This is a genomic window from Xanthomonas sp. DAR 35659 (assembly GCF_041242975.1).
Classification (GTDB): Bacteria; Pseudomonadota; Gammaproteobacteria; order Xanthomonadales; family Xanthomonadaceae; genus Xanthomonas_A; species Xanthomonas_A medicagonis.
The window spans coordinates 1,330,230-1,350,225 of the sequence record NZ_CP162488.1; the positions used below are offsets into that span (position 1 = coordinate 1,330,230).

Sequence of the window (19,996 nt, forward strand, 5' to 3'; positions counted from 1 at the left end):
GAATGCCGTATAGACGCGGCGAGCGGTCGATCCCTATCGTTGCGTCGGCCGAAGAACTCCGATTCCAGTCCAGCCGACGCCCGACCAGGACGTGGCGGTCGACGCCAAGACATGAGGTAGCCAGATGATTTCGCCGTACACGATCCACATTCCCGACGCGCGGCTCGCTGCCATCCAGGCAAGCGTGGAAGCCTACGACTGGACCCAACTCGCCGATGCCGGCGGATGGAGCGCAGGGGTCGGGATCGACGACCTCAAGCGGCTCGTCGCCTACTGGCGGGATCGCTACGACTGGCGGGCGATCGAACGGCGTCTCAACCAGCTTCCCAACTTCACCGCCGATGTGGAGGACGAGCGCCTGCATTTCGTGCATCTGCGCGGCGACAGATCCAAGCCGCCGCTGCTGCTCCTGCATGGCTGGCCGGGCTCGTATCTCGAATTCGAGCGGCTGCTTGCGCCGCTGGTGGCCGATGGGCACGACGTCGTGGTGCCGTCGTTGCCAGGTTTCGCGTTCTCCCAGCCGATCACCGGCGTCATCGGGCCGCGTCGCGCCGCCGGCCTCCTGCACGCGCTGATGGTCCAGCTGTTCGGCCAGACGCGTTACATCGTCCAGGGCGGCGACTGGGGCGCGCATATCGCCAGTTGGATGGCCTTTCTGCGGCCGGATGCGCTGCTCGGCTTCCACATCAACATGGTGAGCATCTTCGCCAGCGATGCCGCGGCCAGCACCGCGCAGGAGCGGGACCTGATCGCCCGTCGCGACGCGATTCTCGACCTGGAGACCGGCTATTCGCACCAGCAGCGCACGCGCCCGCAGACATTGGGCGTGGCGATGGCCGACAGCCCGGTCGGCGTGGCGGCCTGGATCCTCGAGAAGATCGGCAAGTGGGCCGATCTTCCGACCACCGCCGATGGCTGGCCCGACCTCTGGAGCAAGTTTTCCGAGGAGGAACTGCTCACCAACATCATGTTGTATGTCGCACCCGCGGCGGCCGTCACCGCGACCTGGATCTATCTCGGCCAGCAGTTGGAAGGGTCGGACCGCTTTCCTCCCGGCACGCGCATCGGGGTCCCCACCGGCGTGGCGGCCTTTCCCGATCCGGTGTTTCTGCCGACGCCGCGCACGTTCGCGGAGAAGACGTACTCCATCGTGCATTGGAGCCAGATGCGCGAAGGCGGCCACTTCGCCGCCTGGGAGGCGCCGCAGCGGATGCTCGACGATCTGCGTGCCTTCGTCGCTACGGTCTTGGCGCGCTCCTGACGGAGCGGGGGCACGAAGGGGGCGGCTTGGCACCGCACGACGCCGCTGCCGGGCGCCTGGCCCGGCTTGCTTGGCCGTTATCCGCGCATCACGCCGCGACGCTGGCGGACCGCACTTAGGGCAGCGCTACAGACACGCCTTGCGATGATGTCGTTGCAGGCGAGCAGGATGATGTGCTTCTGGGCACCGGGCAGGGCTAGTGTTCTGCCAGCGCTTGCGAAAAAAGCGGGCGTTGCCCGCGTTTTTCGTTTCGCTTCCCGCTTTTCCGCGGACCCGGGATCGCCTGACGCGGAGCGGCCGAAACGGTGGGCGAGGGGGCCCAGCGGAGGACGACGTCGGCGCCCGGCTCGGCGTGCGCTCAAGGCGCCAAGACGGCCGGCGCGTGGAAGCGATAGCCGCTGTTGCGCAAGGTCTTCACCGGTAGCGGACGTCCGCTGATGTCTTCCACGCGGCGGCGCAGCCGGTAGATCTGCGTGTCCAGCCGGCGCCGGTCGTAGTCGAGGAAATTCATCCCCAACGCCTCGGCGATCTCGCGATGGCCCACGCTCTCGCCGGCATGCCGCATCAGGCAGGCCAGCACCAGCAGGTCGTGGCGCGAGAGCGGCACCGGCGGCGCATCCGGCACCTGCAGGCGCGCCGCGCCCATCTCCAGGACCCAGTGCGTCGTCGGCGGCGGCAACGCCAGGCGCCGGCCGAGCGCGGCCAGGGTCGCGGCCAGTTCGTCCAGGTCGGTGTTCTTGCCCAGGTAGTGGTCCGCGCCGACGTCCAGGCCGGCGACGCGATCGCTGCCGGTGTTGTAGGCGCTCAGCACCACGATGCCCAGGCGATGCCCGGCATCGCGAAGGGCGCGGATCAATGCCAGGCCGTTGCCGTCGGGAAGGCCCACGTCGATCACCGCCAGCGCGTGGCGCGCCGGATCGAACGCGCGCCGGAAGGCGGCGATGCTGTCCACGCAGGTGGCGACGTAGCCGAGACCGTGCAGGAACTCGCCCAATTCCTCGCGCAGGGCGGGCTCGTCTTCCAGCAAGATCACTTCGGGCATCGCAACGGATCCTTGTGCAGTGCGGTTTGCGTCAACGTCATCGGTCGGCAATGGTGCGGGATTGCGCATGATGTCGCAGTGCGCTCAACGGCTTGTGAGCACCTCTGCGTTGTGGGCGCGTTTGCGCGCCTAGCCGCGCAAACGGCGGCAACGATACCTGCGCCGTGCTCCAGAATGCGAGAGGCCGTCTGTAGCGCCTGACTATCCGCACCGCCGGCTCGTGCTGGGCAGGCCGCATCCGCGCCGGAGTCTACGCGCTGGCGGTGGCCGCACCGCGGGCACCGTGCGGTGCGACGGCTGCCGAGCGCCGATACGGTGGTGTCTGGTGGGCAGGTGCGCGAGTGCGCAATGCCGTTCCGGCGATACGCGGGTCTATGCGCGCCGATGGCGTCGCCTGGTGCGCTCGGGAGAGCGCCGAGAACGTGTCGTAGCGCAACTGGGCGGGTGAACCGCCGCACCCCGTTGGCCCCATTCGCGCCCGCAATGGGGCAACCGCGCCGTATTGCTGCAGTGCAGAGCAAGAACGCGCGGATTACGCGCCTGAATGTCTGCAGCGGCTGCCGCTCGACAGCCAGTCGCGACGCGAGTGGCGGCGGGTCGGCCTGTGTTTCGGCCTCGGTCGCTGCTTTGCCTGGATCTGTGGCGACAGGCCGCACGACGGCCTGTCGGTGCGGCCGCCGGCACGCCGCGCGGACCGACGCGCGCCGTCATCACGGCAGTGCCGCGGCGAGACGCCGAGGCACTGCCGCTGCGGCCGCCCTGCTTACTGCTGGATGATGCAGGTTTCCGCTGGGGCGGCCGAGCTGCCCTGGCTGCAGGCGATCGCCGGGGTGCGGATACCGCCATCGACGATCAGGATCGAATCGCTGGCGGCGGTCGCACTGCCGTTACCGCCGGCCTGCGCGGCCGCAGCCAGTGCCTTGGCGGTGTCGTCGGCGTCCTGCGAATTTGCCGACGTCCCACTGCCGGCATCGCTACTCGCTGCGGCGACGGCGACCGAACTGTTGATCGCTTGCACGGTCGTGGTGGTCAGCTGGACACCGGCACCACCGCCATCGCCGCTGCCGGCGACGACGTTCAGCCGACCATCGACGTAATCGATGGCGTAGTTCGACAGCCCTGTGCCGGTGGCGCCGGACGCGGTGATGGCGTAGCTGCCGACCGCCGCGCCGGCGTTGGCGCCGGCGCTGCCCAGGGCGACGCCGGAGACGGTGTCGCCATTGAGCAGGCCGGAGACGCGATAGTCGGTCAGGTTGGCGATGCTGCCGACGGTCTTGCTGGCGTCGCTGGCGACGATGCGCAGGGTGGCCGGATCGACGGCGAGGCTGCCATCCACGTACTGGATCACGTAGTTGGACAACCCCGCGCCGGTGGCAGCGGAGGCGCCGATGGCGTAGCGCCCGACCGCCGCGCCGGCACCGGCACCCGCACTGCTCAAGGCAACGCCGGCGATCGTGTCGCCGTTGACCAGGCCGGAGGCGCTGTAGCCGGTGAGGCCGATGCTGCTGCCGTAGGTCTTGCTGGCGTCGTTGGCGACGATGCGCAGGGTGGCCGGATCCACGCGGAGGCTGCCGTCGACATAGTCGATGACGTAGTTGGACAACCCCGTGCCGGTAGCGCCGGACGCGGTGATGGCGTAGTTGCCAACCGCCGCGCCGGCGCCGGCACCGGCGCTGCCCAGGGCGACGCCGGACACCGCATCGCCGCCGATCAGGCCGGAGACGCTGTAGCCGCCCAGGTTGGCGGTGGTGCCGTAGGTCTTGGTGGCGTCGGTGGCCGTCACCCGCAGCGATGCCGGGGTGATGGTGATGCCGCCGGACGCCACGTAGCCGATGTCGTAGCCGTGCTGCGAGGAGGACAGGCCGCCGATCCGCAGGGTGCCATTGCCGGTGGTGTAGCTGCCGGCGCCATTGCCGGCGGTCGCGTACGTCAGCGAGGACCCGAACAGCAGGGTCGGGTCGAAGACGCCGCCAACGGTGTAGGACCCGATCGCGCCGCTGACGCCGTTGCCGTCGTAGGTCTTGTCGACGCCGGAGACGCTGGTGGTGACCGTCAGCGGGGTCAGGAAGCTGCGCAGCAGCGGCGTGCTCATGTGTTCGTACAGGCGCCAGGTCAGGCCGGTGCCGCCGCGGTCGTCGATCGCCCAGCCGGCATCGGTGAAGGTGGACAGGGTGTTGAGCGCGCTCCACGACCTGCCGCCGCTGATCGCGTCGATGCTGCCGCTGTTGCTGCCCACCAGGCCCAGGCCGCCGTTGATCGGATTGCCGCTGTTGTCGGTGGCGAAGAAGCTGGCATTGATGGTGCCGTTGTCGTTGGTGCCGACCAGGCCGCCGACGGCGTTGTTGCCGCCCACATCGCCGATGGCGTAGCTGGTGTTGATGGTGCCGCCTTCGTTGTAACCGACCAGGCCGCCGAGATGCTCGGTGCCGATCACTTGGCCCGTGGCATAGGCTGCGTTGATGCTGCCGACTTCGTTGTAGCCGACCAGGCCACCGGCGAACTCGGTGCCGGCCACGAAACCGGTGGCATAGACCCGGGTCAGGACGCCGCGATTGTTGTACCCGACCAGCCCGCCGATGAACGACGTGCCGGAGACATCGCCGATGGCATAGGCATCGCTGAGGCTCGTGTTGAAGACGTTGCCGACTAGTCCGCCGACATAGCTGACGCCGGACGCACTGCCGGTCGCGCTTGCGTTCGCGGTGGTGCCCCTGACCGCCAGGCCGATCAGCCCGCCGACGTAGGTCGTGCCGGAGACGCTGCCGCTGGCCTGCACGTTGGCGATGGTGGCGTTGGACGCCTGGCCGAGCAGGCCGCCGGCATGCGTGGTGGTCGCGGTGACGGTGCCGCTGGCCGATGCGTTCTGGATCGAGCTCTCGTTCGTGTTGCCGATCAGGCCGCCGACGTGGTCGCCGCTGGCGGTACTGGTGCTGGTCGCGCTTCCGCTGGCATGCACGTTGTTGTAGTTGCCCTGGTAGTCGTTGCCGACCAGGCCGCCGACGCTGCTGCCGCCGGAGACCGTGCTCGACGAGGACGAGGCGCCGATCGTGCCGGCGTTGTTGCTGCCGATCAGGCCGCCGACATAGTTGCCGCTGTAGGGGCCGCCGCTGCCGACTACGCTGCCGCCGGTGCGCGCACCGAGGATCGTGCCGGCATCGTTGAAGCCGACCAGGCCGCCGATGAAGTTGCCGGTGCCGCTCACGTTGCCGTCGACGCGGATGTCGACGAGCGTGCCGGCATTGAGGCCGGCGACGCCGCCCACATACGCGCTGCCCGCGATGCTGGCGCCGGTCAGGGTCAGGTTGCCGATCCGGCTGCCGAGGCCGGTATTGCCGAACAGGCCCACGTAGTACGCACCGCCGCGTGCGATGGTCAGCCCGGAGACCGTGTGGTTGCCGCCGTCGAGGCTGCCGGTGAAGGTCGCGCCGTTGTCGCCGACCGGGCTGAAGCCGGCGTTGCTCCACATCCCGCTGGCATTGCCGCCGGTGGTCTGGCTGGCATCGATGTCGGCGGACAGGCTGTAGTTGGCCGCCAGGTTGTAGGCCATCAACTGCAACTGATGCGCGTTGCCGATGCTGGTGCTGTACTCGCTGGCCAGGAACGGGCGCGTCTGTCCCTCGATCATGATCCAGGCCGGGTTGCCGAGGCCATCGCTGGCGACGTAGACGTTGCTGCTGCCGCTAAGCAACGACCAGGTGCCGAGATTGCCATAGGTGGTGTGGCTGTAACGGTTGCTGCTGCCGAAGCTGGTCAGATTGGTGGCGCTGCCGCCGCCGCTGCCCATGGCATTGGCCTGGCCGGTGCTGCCGACGTCCCATGACCCATTGCTGACGCTGCCAGCATTGGCGCCGATCAGTCCGCCGACGTTGTTGGTGCCGCTGACGGCACCGGTGGCGTAGCTGTTGCTGACGCTGGCGGAGGTGACGGCCGCGCCGCCCGGGTTGTTGACGCCCACCAGCCCGCCCACCGAGGTCGGCGCGGTGACGCTGCCGGTGGCGTAGGTGTTGGCGATGGTGCTTTGGTAGTTCATGCCGACCAGCCCGCCGACCATGGAGCTGGTGCCGATCACGCCGCCGCTGGCATAGCTGTTCTTGATCGTGCCGGCGTTCTGGCTGGTTCCGACCAGCCCGCCGACCGAGTTGGTGCCGCTCACGTTGCTGGTGGAATAGGTGTTGGTGAGGGTGCCGCCGTCGTTGTAGCCGACCAGGCCGCCGATGTTGCTGGAGCTTCCGGTCACGCTGCCGGTGCTGTGGGAATTGCGGATCGTGCCGCTGACGTTGTTGCCCGTCACGCCGCCGACCGTGCTTTGCCCGTTGACGCTGCCGTTGAACACGCCGTTGTCGATCAGGCCCAGGTTGTAGCCGGTCAATCCGCCGATCCCGCCGGAGGTGCCGCTGACGACACCGTCGACGGTGACGTTCTTGATCGCGCCCTGGTTGTAGCCGACCAGGCCGCCGACGTAATAGCCGCCGGAGATGGAGACGTTGCCCAGGTGCAGGTCGCGGATGACGCTGTTGCTGCTGGTGGTGCCGAACAGGCCGACATAGCCGCTGGCGCCGGAAATCGTCAGGTTGTTGAGGCTGTGGCCCATGCCGGCCAGCTTGCTCTGGAAGGACGACACCAGGGCGCTGCTGCGGGTGACGCCACCCAGGTCGATGTCCTGGGCCAGCGCGTAGGCGCCGGGGGTGTTGAAATAGATGGCCGCGTCGGCCAGCGAGTGGATCAGCCGGTAAGCCTGGCCGTTGATGGCCAGGCTGGCCTGCGCGCCGCCGAGCGAGACCGGCGCGTTGACGTAGTAGTCGCCCGTGCCGCCGACGCTGCCGTTTTCGTTGTAGCCGCCGTAGTTCAGCACCAGTCCGGCGCTTGCGCCGGTCGCGGTGACCGGCGCATTGAGGTAGATGCTGTGGTACGCGTCCAGGGTCAGCGTGGAGTTGCCACTCCAGGTGAGCGCCGAGTTCACGTTGATGTCGCCGCTGCCGTTGCTCACGGTGCCTGGGCCGCTGGCGGTGGTGAGGCTGGTGAGCAGGGTGACGTTGGTGCCACCGTTCAGCGCGCCGTTGATGGTGCTGGCAGCCGCGCTGTCCACGGTCAGATCTTCCGGATCGACCAGCCAGGTGCCGGCGCTGCCGTGGCCGGCGCCCTTGGCGCCCACGGCGATGCCGGAAAAGTCGACGGTGTGTCCGCTGGTTTCCAGCAGGCCGCCGTTACCGCTGCCGGCGGCATTGGCGCGCAGCGCGCCATGCACCGCGGTGTGGCCATCGGACCACACCACGATGGAGCCGCCGTTGCCCTGGGCAGTGGCGCTGGCATCGAGCACCGCGCCGTCGGCGACGCTGGCCGCGCTGGCGTGCTGCAACTGCTCGCCGCCCTGGTAGCCGCCGCCGATGCGAATGCGGCCGCCGGCGTCGCGGCCGCTGGCATCGATGCGGCCAGCGACGTCGATCGCGCCGTCGGTCAGCAACTGCACGCTGCCGCCGCGCGTGCCGGAGACATCGATGCGGCCGCTGCTGGCGATGTCGCCGCCGCTGGCGACCAGGCGCACGCTGCCGCCCGAGGTATCCACGCCGGAGGCTTCGAGCGCACCGGTGTTGTTGACCAGCAACTGCGACAGGCCGGTGCTGGCCGCCTGCAGCAGGATCTGCCCGCCGTTGGCGCGCAGGGTGCCGCTGTTCTCCACCGCCGCCGCGCCGCCGTCCGCCGCCTGGCTGGCGGCGCGCATCTGCAGGCCGATCGCGCCGGACGCGTCCATCGTCACCTTGACCTGATCGGCCGAGAGCAGGCGCACGGCGCCGCCGTCGGCGCGGATCGTGCCGCTGTTGGCGACATGGTTGCCGACCAGGTTGACCGAGCCGCCGTTGCCGGCGGTGATGCTGCCCCGGCTGACCACGCTGGCGGCGGCGCCGTCGCCGCGGCCGAGCAGGTAGCCCGCATCGTCCTCCCCGACCAGGCCCAGCGAACTGGCGACCAGGCCGCCGACGTTCACCTGCGCATGGTGGCCGAACAGGATGCCGGCCGAGTTGATCAGGAACACGTTGCCGTTGGCGCGCAGGCTGCCGTCGATGACGCTGGCGCCGTGGCTGGCGTCGATCAGGTTCAGCGCCACCGCCGAACTGGACGGCTGCGCGAAGACCACGCTGACGTCCTTGCCGACGTTGAAGCTGTTCCAGTTCAGCACGGCCTTGGCGGCGTTCTGGTCGATGCGCAGGGTGCCGCCGTTCTGCGACACGGTGGCGCCGGTGGCGCTGGACAGCGACGGAACGCCGCTGGCGTGGGCCGGCGCGGCCAGCGCCCAGGCCAGGGCCAAGGGCAGCAGCGGTGCGGCCAGGCGCACGGCGCCGGCACGGCTGCCACCGCCGCCGGCATGGCCGGTGGCGACTTCGGAGGCGACCTGGAGCACGCCGAGCTGGCGGTTGAAGACGAGGCGGTAGATGCGGTTCATGGTGGTCCCCAGGTCAGAAGGTCAGGCCGAAACGGGCCCAGTAGCGCACGTCCTTGCCATCGGCCGGATCGGTGCCGCCGGTCGGCTTGGCCGCGGCCAGGTCCAGGGTCAGTCCCTGCCAGTGCGGAAGGCGCAGGTTCAGCCCGACGCCCGGTCCCTGGAATGTGGTGACGCTGTCGTACACGGCGCGGTTGGCGCCGTTGGGATAGACCCGGCCGTAGTCGTAGAACACGCTGGCGGTCAGCAGGTCGCCCCAGGGGCGGCTGCCGAACGGCGAGGCGACGCCGGCGAAGCCCGGCGCGTCGACCTGGTACTCCAGGCTGGAGTCGAAGCCGCGGTCGCCCAGGGCACTGCCCAGGGCGAAGGCGCGCACGCTGGTCGGGCCGCCGAGCGAGAGCTGTTCCAGCGGGGTCAGCGCGTCGTCGCTGTACTGGCCGTTGAGGCGCAATTGCAGGCGCTGGGTGGCGGTCAGGCCCTGCAGGCGGGTATAGCCCAGGCGCGCGACCACGAAATGGCGGTCGTGCTCGGGGTACAGGTAATCGGTGCGCGGCGAGTCGTCGTCGAGCGCGCCGCGCACGCTGAGCTGGAGCATGTCGATGGCATGCCGTGCGCGATCGTCGTGGCGCAGCGCCATCCCCAGTTCGAGCACGTCGAACTTCTGCTTGGACAGCAGCACGCCCAGGCCCTGGATGCGCGAACTCTCCTGCACCAGGTGCAGCCAGCTCTGCATGCGCCAGGCATCGGTGTTGCGGAATTTCCAGTCCAGGCCGAACGCGGTCTGCACGGTCGGCCCCTTCAGGTCGAGCGCGGCGAACGCGCCGGTGTTCAGATCCACCACGCTGCGGGTGTAGGCAGCGCTGACGCTCAATCCGGAGACATCGGCGATCGGCGCCTGATAAGCGAGGCTGCCCTGCCAGGTGTTGGCCGGGTCGAGCGCATAGGCGTAGCTGGCGGACAGGTGGTCGCCGAGCCCGAGCGGGTTGTTCCAGTCCACCCCGAGTTGGGCGCGATAGCGGCCGATGCTCGGGGTGCCGTAGTTGCTGGCGCCGAGGCTGATCTGCAGCGGGCGCTCTTCGCTGGCCTGGATCACCACGTCGGTCTCGCCGGGCTGCGCCCCGGGCTTGAGCACCGAGGTGACCGAGACGCCGGGCAGGTCGCGGGCGTACAGCAGCGCCGACTGCAGGTCCTGCTGGCGCAGGATCTGGCCTTGCAGCGCCAGCGCCGGGCTGGCGATGAGGCGGTCGTCGTAGCGGCGCGCGCCCTCGACCGTGATCCTGCCGACCCGGCCTTCGGCGACGCGGATCTCGACCACCTGGTCGGGGCCCAGGGTCTGCACCGGCAGATAGGCGCGGGCGACCAGGAAACCGGCCTCCCGGTAGGCCTGGGTCAGCGTATCGGCGATCTGCTGCAACTGGGCGAAGCTGAGCCGGGCCGGCACGATGCCGCCACCAAGCGCGCGCAGGCGCGCGTCGGCCAGCGCCTGCAGGCGAGCACCATCGATCTGCTGGCGCGGGTGGTCGCCGACCCCGGTTACCCGGATCGCCTGCACCGTGATCGGCGCCGTCGCCGTGGCGGACGCGTCCGGGGCGGTCGCGGCGTCCTGGGCAAGGGCCGGCGCGCAGCTCAGGGTCAGCGCCAGGCCGGCGGCCCAGGGCAGGGCGTGCAGCGCGTTCGCCAGTGCACTGGGACGCAGGCGGCAGGAGATCGTCATGATTGTTAAGGCTTCGTTAGTGTGAAGGCTCGCGCAATTTAGCCTCCCCACTGCCAGTCAATCTGAGCGAATCTGAGCGAACGCCCTCTGCGCCTGGCGTCCCCTGACAGCGGTGTCCGGGAATCACCTACACGTGCTGGAAGCTACCGAGTGAAGGTGATCGCATGGCCGCGATCACCGCTGGCACGCCCGCATGAGGGGGCCGTGCGCTCGCCGCTGCCAGATGCCTGGCCCGGCGTCCCTTGCGTCGGTCAGGACTTACGCCGCGACGCTGGCGTACTGCACTTCGCGCAGCGCCTGCCGGTAGGCCTTGGCAGTGGCGTCGTTGTAGGCGACCAGGATGATGCGCTTGGGCACCGCGTGCGCCTTCTGCCAGGCCTCGGTCTCGGCCACCGCGATGCGCGCGGCCTGTTGCAGCGGGTAGCCATAGACGCCGCAGCTGATCGCCGGGAACGCCACCGAGTGCAGGCCCATCTGTTCGGCCAGGCGCAGCGAGCGCCAGTAGCAGTTGGCCAGCAGCGCCGGTTCGTCGTGCGCGCCGTCGCGCCAGACCGGGCCCACCGTGTGCAATACGTGGCGTGCCTTGAGCCGGTAGCCGGCGGTGGCGCGGACTTCGCCCACCGGGCAGCGTACGCCGGGCTTGAGTTGCGGCAGGGCCAGACATGCTTCCAGCAGTTGCGGGCCGGCGGCACGATGGATCGCGCCGTCCACGCCGCCGCCGCCCAGCAGCGACTCGTTGGCGGCGTTGACGATGGCGTCCACGTCCAGTTGGGTGATGTCGCCTTGCCAGATTTCGATGTTCATGCGGGGATCTTTATGGGATTCCAATGATGGAAACGTGATGAAGGCGGCGTCCCGGCCGCCGCCGCGCAACGGCGGCTTAACCGGGCAACGGCAAGACTGCGCCGTCCCCATCTCAGCGCCTGCGACATGCACCCGATCCAGCCCCCACCCGCCGTCGCCGAGGCGCTTGCGCGCGGCGAGATCATCAAGGCCATCAAGCTGTGGCGCGATCACAGCGGCGTGGACCTGCGCAGCGCCAAGCAGCAGGTGGACGCGTGGCTGCAGGCCGGCGCCTCGCAGGCGGTCGCCGAGATGCTGAACCGGCAGGCGGGCGGCGCGGCCACGGCCATCGCCGCCACCGATCCCGACGGTTTGCCGCCCGCCGCGCAGCTGGCCTTGGCCCAGGGCCAGATGCTGCAGGCCATCAAGCTGACCCGCGAGCAGTACCCGGGGATGGGCTTGCGCGAGGCCAAGGACCTGGTCGAACGGCACCGCGATCGCGAGGGTGGCCTCGATCCCGACCATGCGCATGCGCGTGCGCCCGATCGCAGCGCTCCGCCGGCAGGGACGTCGCCGACGGTCGCCAGCGGCGATCGCGCGGGCACGTGGTGGTGGGGGGCGGTGATCCTGCTGGTCGCGGCGGCGGTGTTCTGGTGGCTACGCCGCTAGCGCGACGCGTCGCGGACGGCGCCGGACACGGATCAAGCCAGGGGAATGCCGGGGCGGTGGGCGAGGCGGATGCGCCACCGCTTCCGGCCACGGTCGCAAGGATCCTGCCGCAGCGACGAGGACATCGCCGCCGTCGCGGCGCAGAGCGTCCCGGCGCCCGCACCGCGGTCTATAGCCAGCGCTTCACCTGTCGGCAATAGCGGTCGTAGGCGCTGCCGAAGCGCTCGCGCAGGCGCGCTTCCTCGAACGGGATCACCACCCGCTGCAAGGCCAGCAGCGGCAACGGCAACAGCAGCAGCGCCCACGGCCAGCCGATCTGCACGCACAGGCCGGCGTAGCTCAGCACCAGGCTGACGTACATCGGGTTGCGCGTGTGGCGATACGGCCCGCGCACCACCAGGCTGGACGGATCGCGCTCGGGCAGGATGGTGGTGCGGCGTTGCGCGAACAGCACGAAGCAGGCCAGCGCCAACACCAAGCCGGCACCGGCGGTGATGCCGCCTGCGATCTGCATCCAGGCCAGCGCATCGCCTTGCGGCAAGGGCAGGGCGAGCAGGTGTTGCAGCACGGCGCCGAGCAGCAGCGCGACGAAGAAGTGCGCCGGCGAGGTCGAACGCACCAGCAGCGGCACGCGCGCAGGGCGGCAGGCGTCCTGCTCCGAAACTCGATTGCTCAACGCTCCCACTCCAGATGCCATGCGTCCAATGTCCGCTACTTTACCGTGCGCCCGGCACCGTGTCCGACGCCGGAGGGCGTGGATGCTGCCGCAAGGCGCCGGCGCCGGGGATGCGCGCACGTCGGGCACGCGCCGCCATGCGCGACACGCGCAATCGCCCGCGGCAGGCCGCAGCGCCGGGAACGCGTGGCGATGGCGCCCGCGGCAGCAAACGCCTTACCCTACCGGCCCGATCCGATGCAGGCGTTCGCCGGTGCATCGGCATCGCGTTCGTTCCGCGACGCGCCACCGCATTCCTCCCACCTCACTTTCGATCCATGTCCCTTTCGCCTACGTCCTCCGACACCGCCTCCGTTCCACGCCGCCGCGTCATCCTCGAAGACGACATCGACGGTTTCACGCCGGCGCAGTTGCTGTTGCTGCAATCGCCCGAGGTCGAGGTGCTGGGCATTTCGGTGGTCAGCGGCAACATCTGGCGCGACGCGGCGCTGGCGCATACGCGGCGCCTGCTGGAGATCGCCGGCCGCGGCGATGTGCCGGTGCTGGCCGGCCCGGTGCAGCCGCTGCTCAACAGCGAGGTGGCGACCGAGCGCTGGGAAGCGCTGTACGGCAAGTTGCTGTGGAAGGGCGCGTGGACCCGGCAGTGGGTGGAGCACGACACCGTGCAGAGCGCGCCGCGCTACCACGCGCACGACGTGGTGCCGGACCTGGCGCTGGGCAATCCGTCGGTGGTGCCGGTCGCCGACGAGCCGGCGGCGTTGTTCATGCTCCGCAAGGTGCGCGAGTTTCCCGGCGAGGTCAGCATCGTCGCCACCGGGCCGCTGACCAACCTGGCGCTGGCGCAGCGGCTGGACCCGGAGTTCGCCTCGCTGGCCAAGGAATTGGTGTACATGGGCGGCAGCCTCAATCCGCGGCAGCGCCGCGACAGCGTGTCGGCGGCCCAGTTCGCGCGCGAGTTCGTCAACTCGCCGCGGCGCGAGTTCAACATCCGCTGGGATCCGGAAGCGGCCAGCATCGTGATGCGTTCGCCGTGGCGCAGGATGGTGATGGTGCCTGTGGATCCGTCCACCGCGACCGAGCTGACGCCGCAGTTGCTGGCACGGATGAGCGCCGCCGACACCCCGATCGGGCATGCGCTGCGCCGGCGCGAGCCGGGCTTCCCGATGTGGGACGAACTGGCCGCGGCGGTGTGGCTGCGGCCGGAACTGGCCACGCTCACCGAGACGCTGTACGTGGACGCCAACACCGAGTTCGGCGCCGGCTACGGCGACATCCTGTCGTGGGCGCCGGGCTACCAGCCGGGCCTGGGCGAGCAGGCGCAGCAGGTGGTGCGCGAGGTCGACGTCGACGCCATCGAGCAGTTGCTGGTGGAACGGTTGACCGCGCCGCAGCCGCCGGCGCTGGGCGTGCCGCTGCCGGGCTGAGCGCGCCGCGGCGCACCCGCCGCGTGGCCGTGGCGCTGCGCCGCGGGTGGGCCGCGCGCTTGCGCGATGCGTGCGTCGCAGGCGACGCTGCGGTGGCGCCGGCCGGTTCCGTCCGGCTCCCTCCCCACCGAGACGCCCTACATGCAGATTCCCGCGACCTGGCAAGCCGGCATCCAGCGCAATACCGAACTGCTGCTCGGCTATGCGCGGCTGCTGGAGGCGTTCCAGCCGCCGCCGGCGGCGCCGGTCGCGGACGGCGCCGGCCAGGTGGCGGCGCTGGTCGCAGCCACGCGCGCGGATGGCGGCGCGGCGCTGCGGCATGCCCAACACGCGCTGGCGCAGATCGCGCAGGAGAATCCGCGGCTGTGTGCGGTGACGCGGTCGCTGCCGGCGCGGGCCGAGGCCGATGCCGCGCGCGTGCAGGCGGTCCTGGCCGGCGGCGGCGATGGCGGCGCGCTGGCCGGCGTGCCGTTCGTGGTCAAGGACTTGTTCGACGTGGCCGGGCTGGCGACCACCGCCGGCGCCGCGCTGCGCGCCGACGCGGCGCCGGCCATGCGCGATGCGGCGGTGCTGCGGCGGCTGGGCGCCGCCGGCGCGGTACTGGTCGGCACCGCCAACATGGACGAGTTCGCCTACGGCTTCGCCACCGTCAATGCGCATTACGGCACCACCGCCAATCCGCACGACGTGCAGCGCCTGGCCGGCGGTTCCTCCGGCGGCTCGGCGGCGGCGGTGGCCGCGCGCTGGGTGCCGTTCGCGCTGGGGTCGGACACCAACGGTTCGATCCGCGTGCCGGCGGCGCTGTGCGGGATCTACGGCCTGCGCCCCAGCCACGCCAGCCTGGACCTGGACGGGGTGTTTCCGTTCGTCGACGCCTTCGACACGGTGGGGCCGTTCGCGACCACGGTGGCGGACCTGCGCGCGGTGTACGCGGCGATGCGCGGACAATCAGTCCCCGCGCTGGAGACCGCCGGGCTGCGCGTGGCGCGGCTGGGCGGCTGGTTCCAGCGCAATCTCGATCCGGAACTGGAGGCCGGCCTGGCCGCGCTGCACGCCGCGCTCGGCGGCGGCCCGCTGCGCGAGCTGCCGCAGGCCGAACGCGCGCGCGCGGCGGCGTTCGTGCTGACCGCGGCCGAAGGCGGCTACCGCCACCGCCAGGCGCTGGCGACGGACGGCGCGCGCTTCGATCCGGCCACGCGCGATCGCCTGCTCGCCGGCTTGCAGTTGCCGGCGGCGGCGATCGCCGATGCGCACCGCTTCGGCGACTGGTTCGCCGACGCGATGCGGCGGCTGTGGGACGAGGTGGACGTGCTGCTGGCGCCGGCCACGCCGTGCGTGGCGCCGCGCGCCGACCAGGACACGATCCTCATCGACGGCGTGGCGGTGTCGGCGCGCGCCAACCTCGGCGTGTTCACCCAGCCGCTGGGCCTGGCGCGCTGTCCGGTGCTGGCCGCGCCGCTGTATCGCCCGGGGCGGCTGCCGCTGGGCGTGCAACTGATCGCCGCGCCGGGACGCGAGGACCGCCTGTTCGCGCTCGCCGCGCAACTGGAGCGCGATGGCCTGATCGGGTCCACCCCACCGCCGGAGTCGCGCTGATGTTGCAGACCTTGCGTTCCCGGCGCGGCATGGTGGTCGCGCCGCACCATCTGGCCGCGCAGGCCGGCCGCGACGTGCTGCGCGACGGCGGCACCGCGGTGGAAGCGGCGGTGGCGACCGCGGCGTGCCTGGCGGTGGTGTATCCGCACATGACCGGCATCGGCGGCGATGGCTTCTGGCTGATCGCCGAGCCCGACGGACGCGTGCATGCGATCGACGCCTGCGGCCGCGCCGCGCAGGCGGCCACGCTGGCGCACTATGCCGGCCAGGGCGCGATCCCCTGGCGCGGTCCGGGCGCGGCCAACACCGTCGCCGGCACCGTGTCCGGCTGGGCGCTGGCGTTGCGCCAGGGCGGCGGGCGCCTGCCGCTGGCGCGGCTGCTGGAGGAGGCCATCGCGCACGCCGACGCCGGTGTGCCGGTGACCCTCGGCGGCGCCGACGTCGCCGCGCGCAAGGGCGCCGAACTGCGCGCCCAGCCGGGCGCCTACGCCGCGATCTTCGAGCCCGACGGGCAGCCGCTGCGCGAAGGCGCGCTGCTGCGCCAGCCGCAGTTGGCCGCGACCTTGCGGCGCCTGGCCGTGGCCGGCCTGGACGATTTCTACCGTGGCGCGCTGGCCGCGGAGATCGCCGCGGATCTGCAGGCGCTGGGCAGCCCGCTGCGCGCCGCCGACCTGGCCGCGCACCAGGCCGAGGCCGGGTCGCCGTTGTCGGTGGCGATCCGCGGTGCGCGCCTGTACAACCATGCCCCGCCCACCCAGGGCCTGGCCTCGCTGCTGATCCTGGCCCTGTTCGATCGCCTGGCCGTGGCCGACGCCGATGGCTACGCGCATGTGCATGGCCTGGTCGAGGCGACCAAGCAGGCGTTCCTGGTGCGCGACGCGCATGTCGGCGACCCGGCCTGGATGACCCTGGACGCGCAGGCGCTGCTGGACGATGCCGCCGCGCTCGACGCCATGGCCGCGCGCATCGACCCGGCGCGCGCGCTGCCGTGGCCGCAGCCCGCGCATGCCGGCGACACCGTCTGGTTCGGCGCGATCGACGGTGCCGGCCGCGCGGTCAGTTGCATCCAGTCCACGTATTTCGAGTTCGGCTCGGGGCTGGTGCTGCCGCGCAGCGGCATCGTCTGGCAGAACCGCGGCTGCAGCTTCCGCCTGGCCGCCGACGGCTGGAATGCGCTGGCGCCGGGGCGCAAGCCGTTCCACACGCTCAATCCGGCGCTGGCGCGGTTCGACGACGGCCGGCTGATGGTTTACGGCACCATGGGCGGGGAGGGCCAGCCGCAGACCCAGGCGGCGGTGTTCAGCCGTTACGCGCGCTTCGGCATGCCGTTGCAGCAGGCGGTCAGCGCGCCGCGCTGGCTGCTCGGCCGCACCTGGGGCGAGGACAGCACCTCGCTGAAGCTCGAAGACCGGTTCGACCCTGCCGTGGTGCGGGCATTGCACGAGGCCGGCCATGTGGTGGAACGGCTGCCGCCCTTCACCTCGGTGATGGGCCACGCCGGCGCATTGGTACGCGAGGCCGACGGCACCCTGAGCGGCGCCAGCGATCCGCGCAGCGACGGCGCGGTGGCCGGGTGGTAGCCGCCGGGGCGACGGCGTCGTGGACGACCCATTTCGACCCATGCGCGCGCTGAGCCACACACGGTCGCTGCTGGCCGCGCTGGCGGGCGCGACGCCCGCGGCCGCGGCGCGCTTCCGTACTATGGACGCGCATGCCGCCGCGCGCTGTGCCGCGCGCCCGGCCCCGACAGGACCCCTGCTGCCGCCATGCTGACGTTTTCCCGCTTCACCCGCTATTTCATGGAAGTGGCGCACTGGCGCAGCATCCGCCGCGCCGCCGAAGCCCTGCACGTCTCGGCCTCGGCGATCGACCGGCAGATCCTCAAGGCCGAGCAGGAACTGGGCGTGCAGTTGTTCGAGCGGCTGCCGGGCGGGTTGCGCCTGACCAGCGCCGGCGAACTGCTGCTGGTGGACGCACGGCGCTGGGAGAAGAGCTATCGGCGCACGCTGGAGCAGTTCGACGAACTCAAGGGACTGCGCCGCGGCCACGTCGACATCGCGATGATCGACGCGCTCGGCGACGGCATCGTGATCGAAGCGGTGGCGCAACTGCTGGAGGCGCATCCGGGCATCACCTTCAGCCTGCAGAGCGAGGACAACCAGAAGGTCGCCGACAAGGTCATCGCCGCGGAGGTGGATTTCGGCCTGCTGCTGGATCCGGTCAGCGGCATCGACCTGGACGTGGTCGCCTTCGCCGAGATCCCGTTGGGCATGTGCATGCCGCCGGGGCATCCACTCAGCGCCCGGGGCAGCCTGCAACTGACCGAGGTGATCGACGAGTACCGCCTGCTGCTGCCGGCCGCGCCGCTGATCGTCAACGAGCACGCCAAGGTGGTCTACCAGCGCCAGCACATCGACACCCGCCGCTGCATCCGCTGCAACGACGTGCGGGCGTTGCGCGCGCTGGTGCGGCAGGGCGTGGGCGTGGGGCTGCTGTCGCAACTGGACGTGCTGCCGGACCTGGCCGAGGGGCGCCTGGCCTTCGTGCCGTTGCGCGCCGGCCTGGCCAAGCCGATGACCCTGTCCTTGTGCGTGGCCCCGCAGCGGCAACTGTCGCGGGCCGCGCAGACCATGCTCAAGGCCCTGGCGCCGCGGGTGGAAACGATCCTGGAGCCGCGCTCGGGGCGTAGCGCGTAGCGCGAATCGCAGCGCGGCGCCCGTACCCTCATCCGCCCCTTCGGGGCACCTTCTCCCGAGGGGAGAAGGGAGCAGCCACTAGCCCCTCTCCCGTCGGGAGAGGGGTTGGGGTGAGGGTCCGGCGCGAAAGCGACTCGCAGAGTCAGGTACACGAGCCTTCGCCCCGCACCGGCAGCGATGGCGCCCCGGGAGGCGCCATCGGCTTGCGTTGCATTTTTTGCAATGCGTCCACGCGAAAACGGCGTTTGCCTGCATTCGTAGTGCTTCGTATAGTGCCTTCGACCCTCAAAAATCGCTGATTTCCTATCCAATCCATTGAATTAAATTGATTTTTTCGAGCCGATCCGGGCGCCGGCGTCTGCCCCTCCTTCCTTCGTGACCGCGCCATGTTCGCCAGCCACGTCCTTCCCACCTCCAATGCGCCCGCGCCAGCGCCGGCCGTGGCGACGCCTGCGGCGAGCGCCGGCCTGCGCGCGGTGGCCCGCTGCGATGCGCTGGGCATGCAGCCCTACAGCGACACCGCCGAGGGCCTGTTTCGCGGCTGGCTGAGCCCGGCGCATCGCGCCACGCTGGAGGCGGTGAGCGGGTGGATGGCCGAGGCCGGGTTGCAGCCGCGCATCGATCCGGCCGGCAACCTGGTCGGGCGCTACGAAGGGGCCACGGCGCAGGCGCCGACGCTGCTGATCGGCAGCCACCTGGACAGCGTGCGCGATGCTGGCCGCTACGACGGACCGCTCGGGGTCATGCTCGGCATCGAATGCGTGGCCGCGCTGCATGCGCAGGGGCGGCGCCTGCCGTTCGCGATCGAGGTGATCGGCTTCGGCGACGAGGAAGGCTCGCGCTTTCCCGCGTCGATGCTGAGCAGCCGCGCCGTGGCCGGCACGCTGGACCCGGCGGCGCTGCAGGTGGTCGACCCCGATGGGGTGCCATTGGCCGATGCGCTGGCCGCATGGGGCCTGCACGTGGATGCGTTGGCGTCCGCGGCGCGCGCGCCCGGCAGCGTGCTGGCCTACCTGGAAGCGCACATCGAACAGGGCCCGGTGCTGGAGGCAGAGGGCCTGCCGCTGGGCGCGGTCACCGGCATCGCCGCGCAGCACCGCTACCGCGCGGTGCTCGGCGGCCGTGCCGGGCATGCCGGCACCACGCGCATGGACCTGCGCGCCGATGCGCTGGCCGCCGCCGCCGAGTGCGTGCTGGCGGTGGAAGCGGTGGCGCGCGCCGGCAGCCCCGACCTGGTGGCCACGGTCGGACGGCTGCAGGTGGCGCCGGGCGCGGTCAACGTGGTGCCGGGGCGGGTCGAGTTCTCGATCGACGTGCGCGCCGGCGACGACGCCACCCGCGATGCCGCCGCGGTGGCGATCGAACGGCGGCTGCAGGCCATCGCCGCGGCGCGCGGCGTGCAACTGGAGCTGCGCTGCGTGCAGGACCTGCCGGCCAGTCCCTGCGATCCGCGCCTGGTCGCCGCGCTGGAAACGGCGATCGCCGCGCAGGGCATCGCGCCGCGGCGGCTGGTGTCCGGCGCCGGCCACGATGCGATGGTGATGGCCGCGCTGTGCCCGACCGCGATGCTGTTCCTGCGCTGCGCCGGCGGCGTCAGCCACCACCCGGCCGAACACGTGGAGCCCGCCGACGCCGACCTGGCGGTGGCGGCGATGCTGCACTTCATCGAGTCACTGGGAGAGACGTTTGTCCGTTGAGC

Annotated in this window: 12 protein-coding genes; 7 read left to right on the forward strand and 5 right to left on the reverse strand. The window is 71.1% G+C overall.

Translation table 11 applies throughout. The features are described from left to right. Positions 1-124 precede the first annotated feature (124 nt). A complete protein-coding gene (locus AB3X07_RS05700) occupies positions 125-1,261 on the forward strand; it encodes an epoxide hydrolase family protein (protein ID WP_369943476.1) in 1,137 nt (378 codons plus the stop codon). Positions 1,262-1,619: 358 nt separating this feature from the next. Here AB3X07_RS05700 and AB3X07_RS05705 read toward each other — a convergent pair whose 3' ends face one another. From AB3X07_RS05705 to AB3X07_RS05720, 4 genes are all read right to left on the reverse strand, one after another. Next, complete coding sequence (locus tag AB3X07_RS05705; RefSeq protein ID WP_369943477.1) at positions 1,620-2,303, reverse strand: response regulator transcription factor; 684 nt, start codon at positions 2,301-2,303, stop codon at positions 1,620-1,622. Positions 2,304-3,066: 763 nt separating this feature from the next. Further along, positions 3,067-8,742 (reverse strand): MBG domain-containing protein, encoded by a 5,676-nt coding sequence (locus AB3X07_RS05710; protein ID WP_369943478.1) that lies wholly within the window; start codon positions 8,740-8,742, stop codon positions 3,067-3,069. A 13-nt stretch (positions 8,743-8,755) separates the two neighbouring features. Further along, positions 8,756-10,453 (reverse strand): ShlB/FhaC/HecB family hemolysin secretion/activation protein, encoded by a 1,698-nt coding sequence (locus AB3X07_RS05715; RefSeq protein WP_369943479.1) that lies wholly within the window; start codon positions 10,451-10,453, stop codon positions 8,756-8,758. Between the two features lie 258 nt (positions 10,454-10,711). Beyond that, on the reverse strand, positions 10,712-11,257 hold the full coding sequence (locus AB3X07_RS05720) for an O-acetyl-ADP-ribose deacetylase (protein WP_369943480.1): 546 nt from the start codon (positions 11,255-11,257) through the stop codon (positions 10,712-10,714). 126 nt (positions 11,258-11,383) lie between these two features. On the opposite strand from AB3X07_RS05720, the gene AB3X07_RS05725 reads away from it, so the two are divergent. Beyond that, positions 11,384-11,905: a hypothetical protein gene (locus tag AB3X07_RS05725; RefSeq protein WP_369943481.1), complete on the forward strand. Its 522-nt coding sequence runs from the start codon at positions 11,384-11,386 to the stop codon at positions 11,903-11,905. Between the two features lie 169 nt (positions 11,906-12,074). On the opposite strand, the gene AB3X07_RS05730 is transcribed toward AB3X07_RS05725, so the two are convergent. Continuing rightward, positions 12,075-12,581: a methyltransferase family protein gene (locus AB3X07_RS05730; protein ID WP_369943482.1), complete on the reverse strand. Its 507-nt coding sequence runs from the start codon at positions 12,579-12,581 to the stop codon at positions 12,075-12,077. Positions 12,582-12,898: 317 nt separating this feature from the next. Between AB3X07_RS05730 and AB3X07_RS05735 the strand changes: the two genes are divergently transcribed. The 5 genes from AB3X07_RS05735 (at position 12,899) to AB3X07_RS05755 (ending at position 19,994) form a co-directional block, all read left to right on the forward strand. Next, a complete protein-coding gene (locus AB3X07_RS05735; protein WP_369943483.1) occupies positions 12,899-14,005 on the forward strand; it encodes a nucleoside hydrolase in 1,107 nt (368 codons plus the stop codon). 141 nt (positions 14,006-14,146) lie between these two features. Further along, entirely contained in the window at positions 14,147-15,601 is a 1,455-nt protein-coding gene (locus tag AB3X07_RS05740) for an AtzE family amidohydrolase (protein ID WP_369943484.1), read from the forward strand. Continuing rightward, positions 15,601-17,181 carry a gamma-glutamyltransferase family protein gene (locus tag AB3X07_RS05745; protein ID WP_369943485.1) on the forward strand — a complete coding sequence of 527 codons (1,581 nt, stop codon included), beginning with the start codon at positions 15,601-15,603 and terminating at the stop codon, positions 17,179-17,181. Before AB3X07_RS05740 ends, AB3X07_RS05745 begins: the two co-directional genes overlap by 1 nt. 186 nt (positions 17,182-17,367) lie before the next feature. Beyond that, positions 17,368-18,297, forward strand: a complete 930-nt coding sequence (locus tag AB3X07_RS05750) for a LysR family transcriptional regulator (RefSeq protein ID WP_369943486.1) — start codon at positions 17,368-17,370, stop codon at positions 18,295-18,297. 476 nt (positions 18,298-18,773) lie between these two features. After that, positions 18,774-19,994, forward strand: coding sequence for an allantoate amidohydrolase (locus AB3X07_RS05755; protein WP_369944659.1), 1,221 nt, complete (start codon positions 18,774-18,776; stop codon positions 19,992-19,994). The last annotated feature ends 2 nt before the right edge of the window (positions 19,995-19,996 follow it).

What these genes read in the sequence shown, in the direction of transcription:
- AB3X07_RS05700 (WP_369943476.1), top strand. Translation starts at nt 125, where the DNA reads ATGATTTCGCCGTACACGATCCACATTCCCGACGCGCGGCTCGCTGCC.
- AB3X07_RS05705 (WP_369943477.1), bottom strand. Translation starts at nt 2,303, where the DNA reads ATGCCCGAAGTGATCTTGCTGGAAGACGAGCCCGCCCTGCGCGAGGAA.
- AB3X07_RS05710 (WP_369943478.1), bottom strand. Translation starts at nt 8,742, where the DNA reads ATGAACCGCATCTACCGCCTCGTCTTCAACCGCCAGCTCGGCGTGCTC.
- AB3X07_RS05715 (WP_369943479.1), bottom strand. Translation starts at nt 10,453, where the DNA reads ATGACGATCTCCTGCCGCCTGCGTCCCAGTGCACTGGCGAACGCGCTG.
- AB3X07_RS05720 (WP_369943480.1), bottom strand. Translation starts at nt 11,257, where the DNA reads ATGAACATCGAAATCTGGCAAGGCGACATCACCCAACTGGACGTGGAC.
- AB3X07_RS05725 (WP_369943481.1), top strand. Translation starts at nt 11,384, where the DNA reads ATGCACCCGATCCAGCCCCCACCCGCCGTCGCCGAGGCGCTTGCGCGC.
- AB3X07_RS05735 (WP_369943483.1), top strand. Translation starts at nt 12,899, where the DNA reads ATGTCCCTTTCGCCTACGTCCTCCGACACCGCCTCCGTTCCACGCCGC.
- AB3X07_RS05740 (WP_369943484.1), top strand. Translation starts at nt 14,147, where the DNA reads ATGCAGATTCCCGCGACCTGGCAAGCCGGCATCCAGCGCAATACCGAA.
- AB3X07_RS05745 (WP_369943485.1), top strand. Translation starts at nt 15,601, where the DNA reads ATGTTGCAGACCTTGCGTTCCCGGCGCGGCATGGTGGTCGCGCCGCAC.
- AB3X07_RS05750 (WP_369943486.1), top strand. Translation starts at nt 17,368, where the DNA reads ATGCTGACGTTTTCCCGCTTCACCCGCTATTTCATGGAAGTGGCGCAC.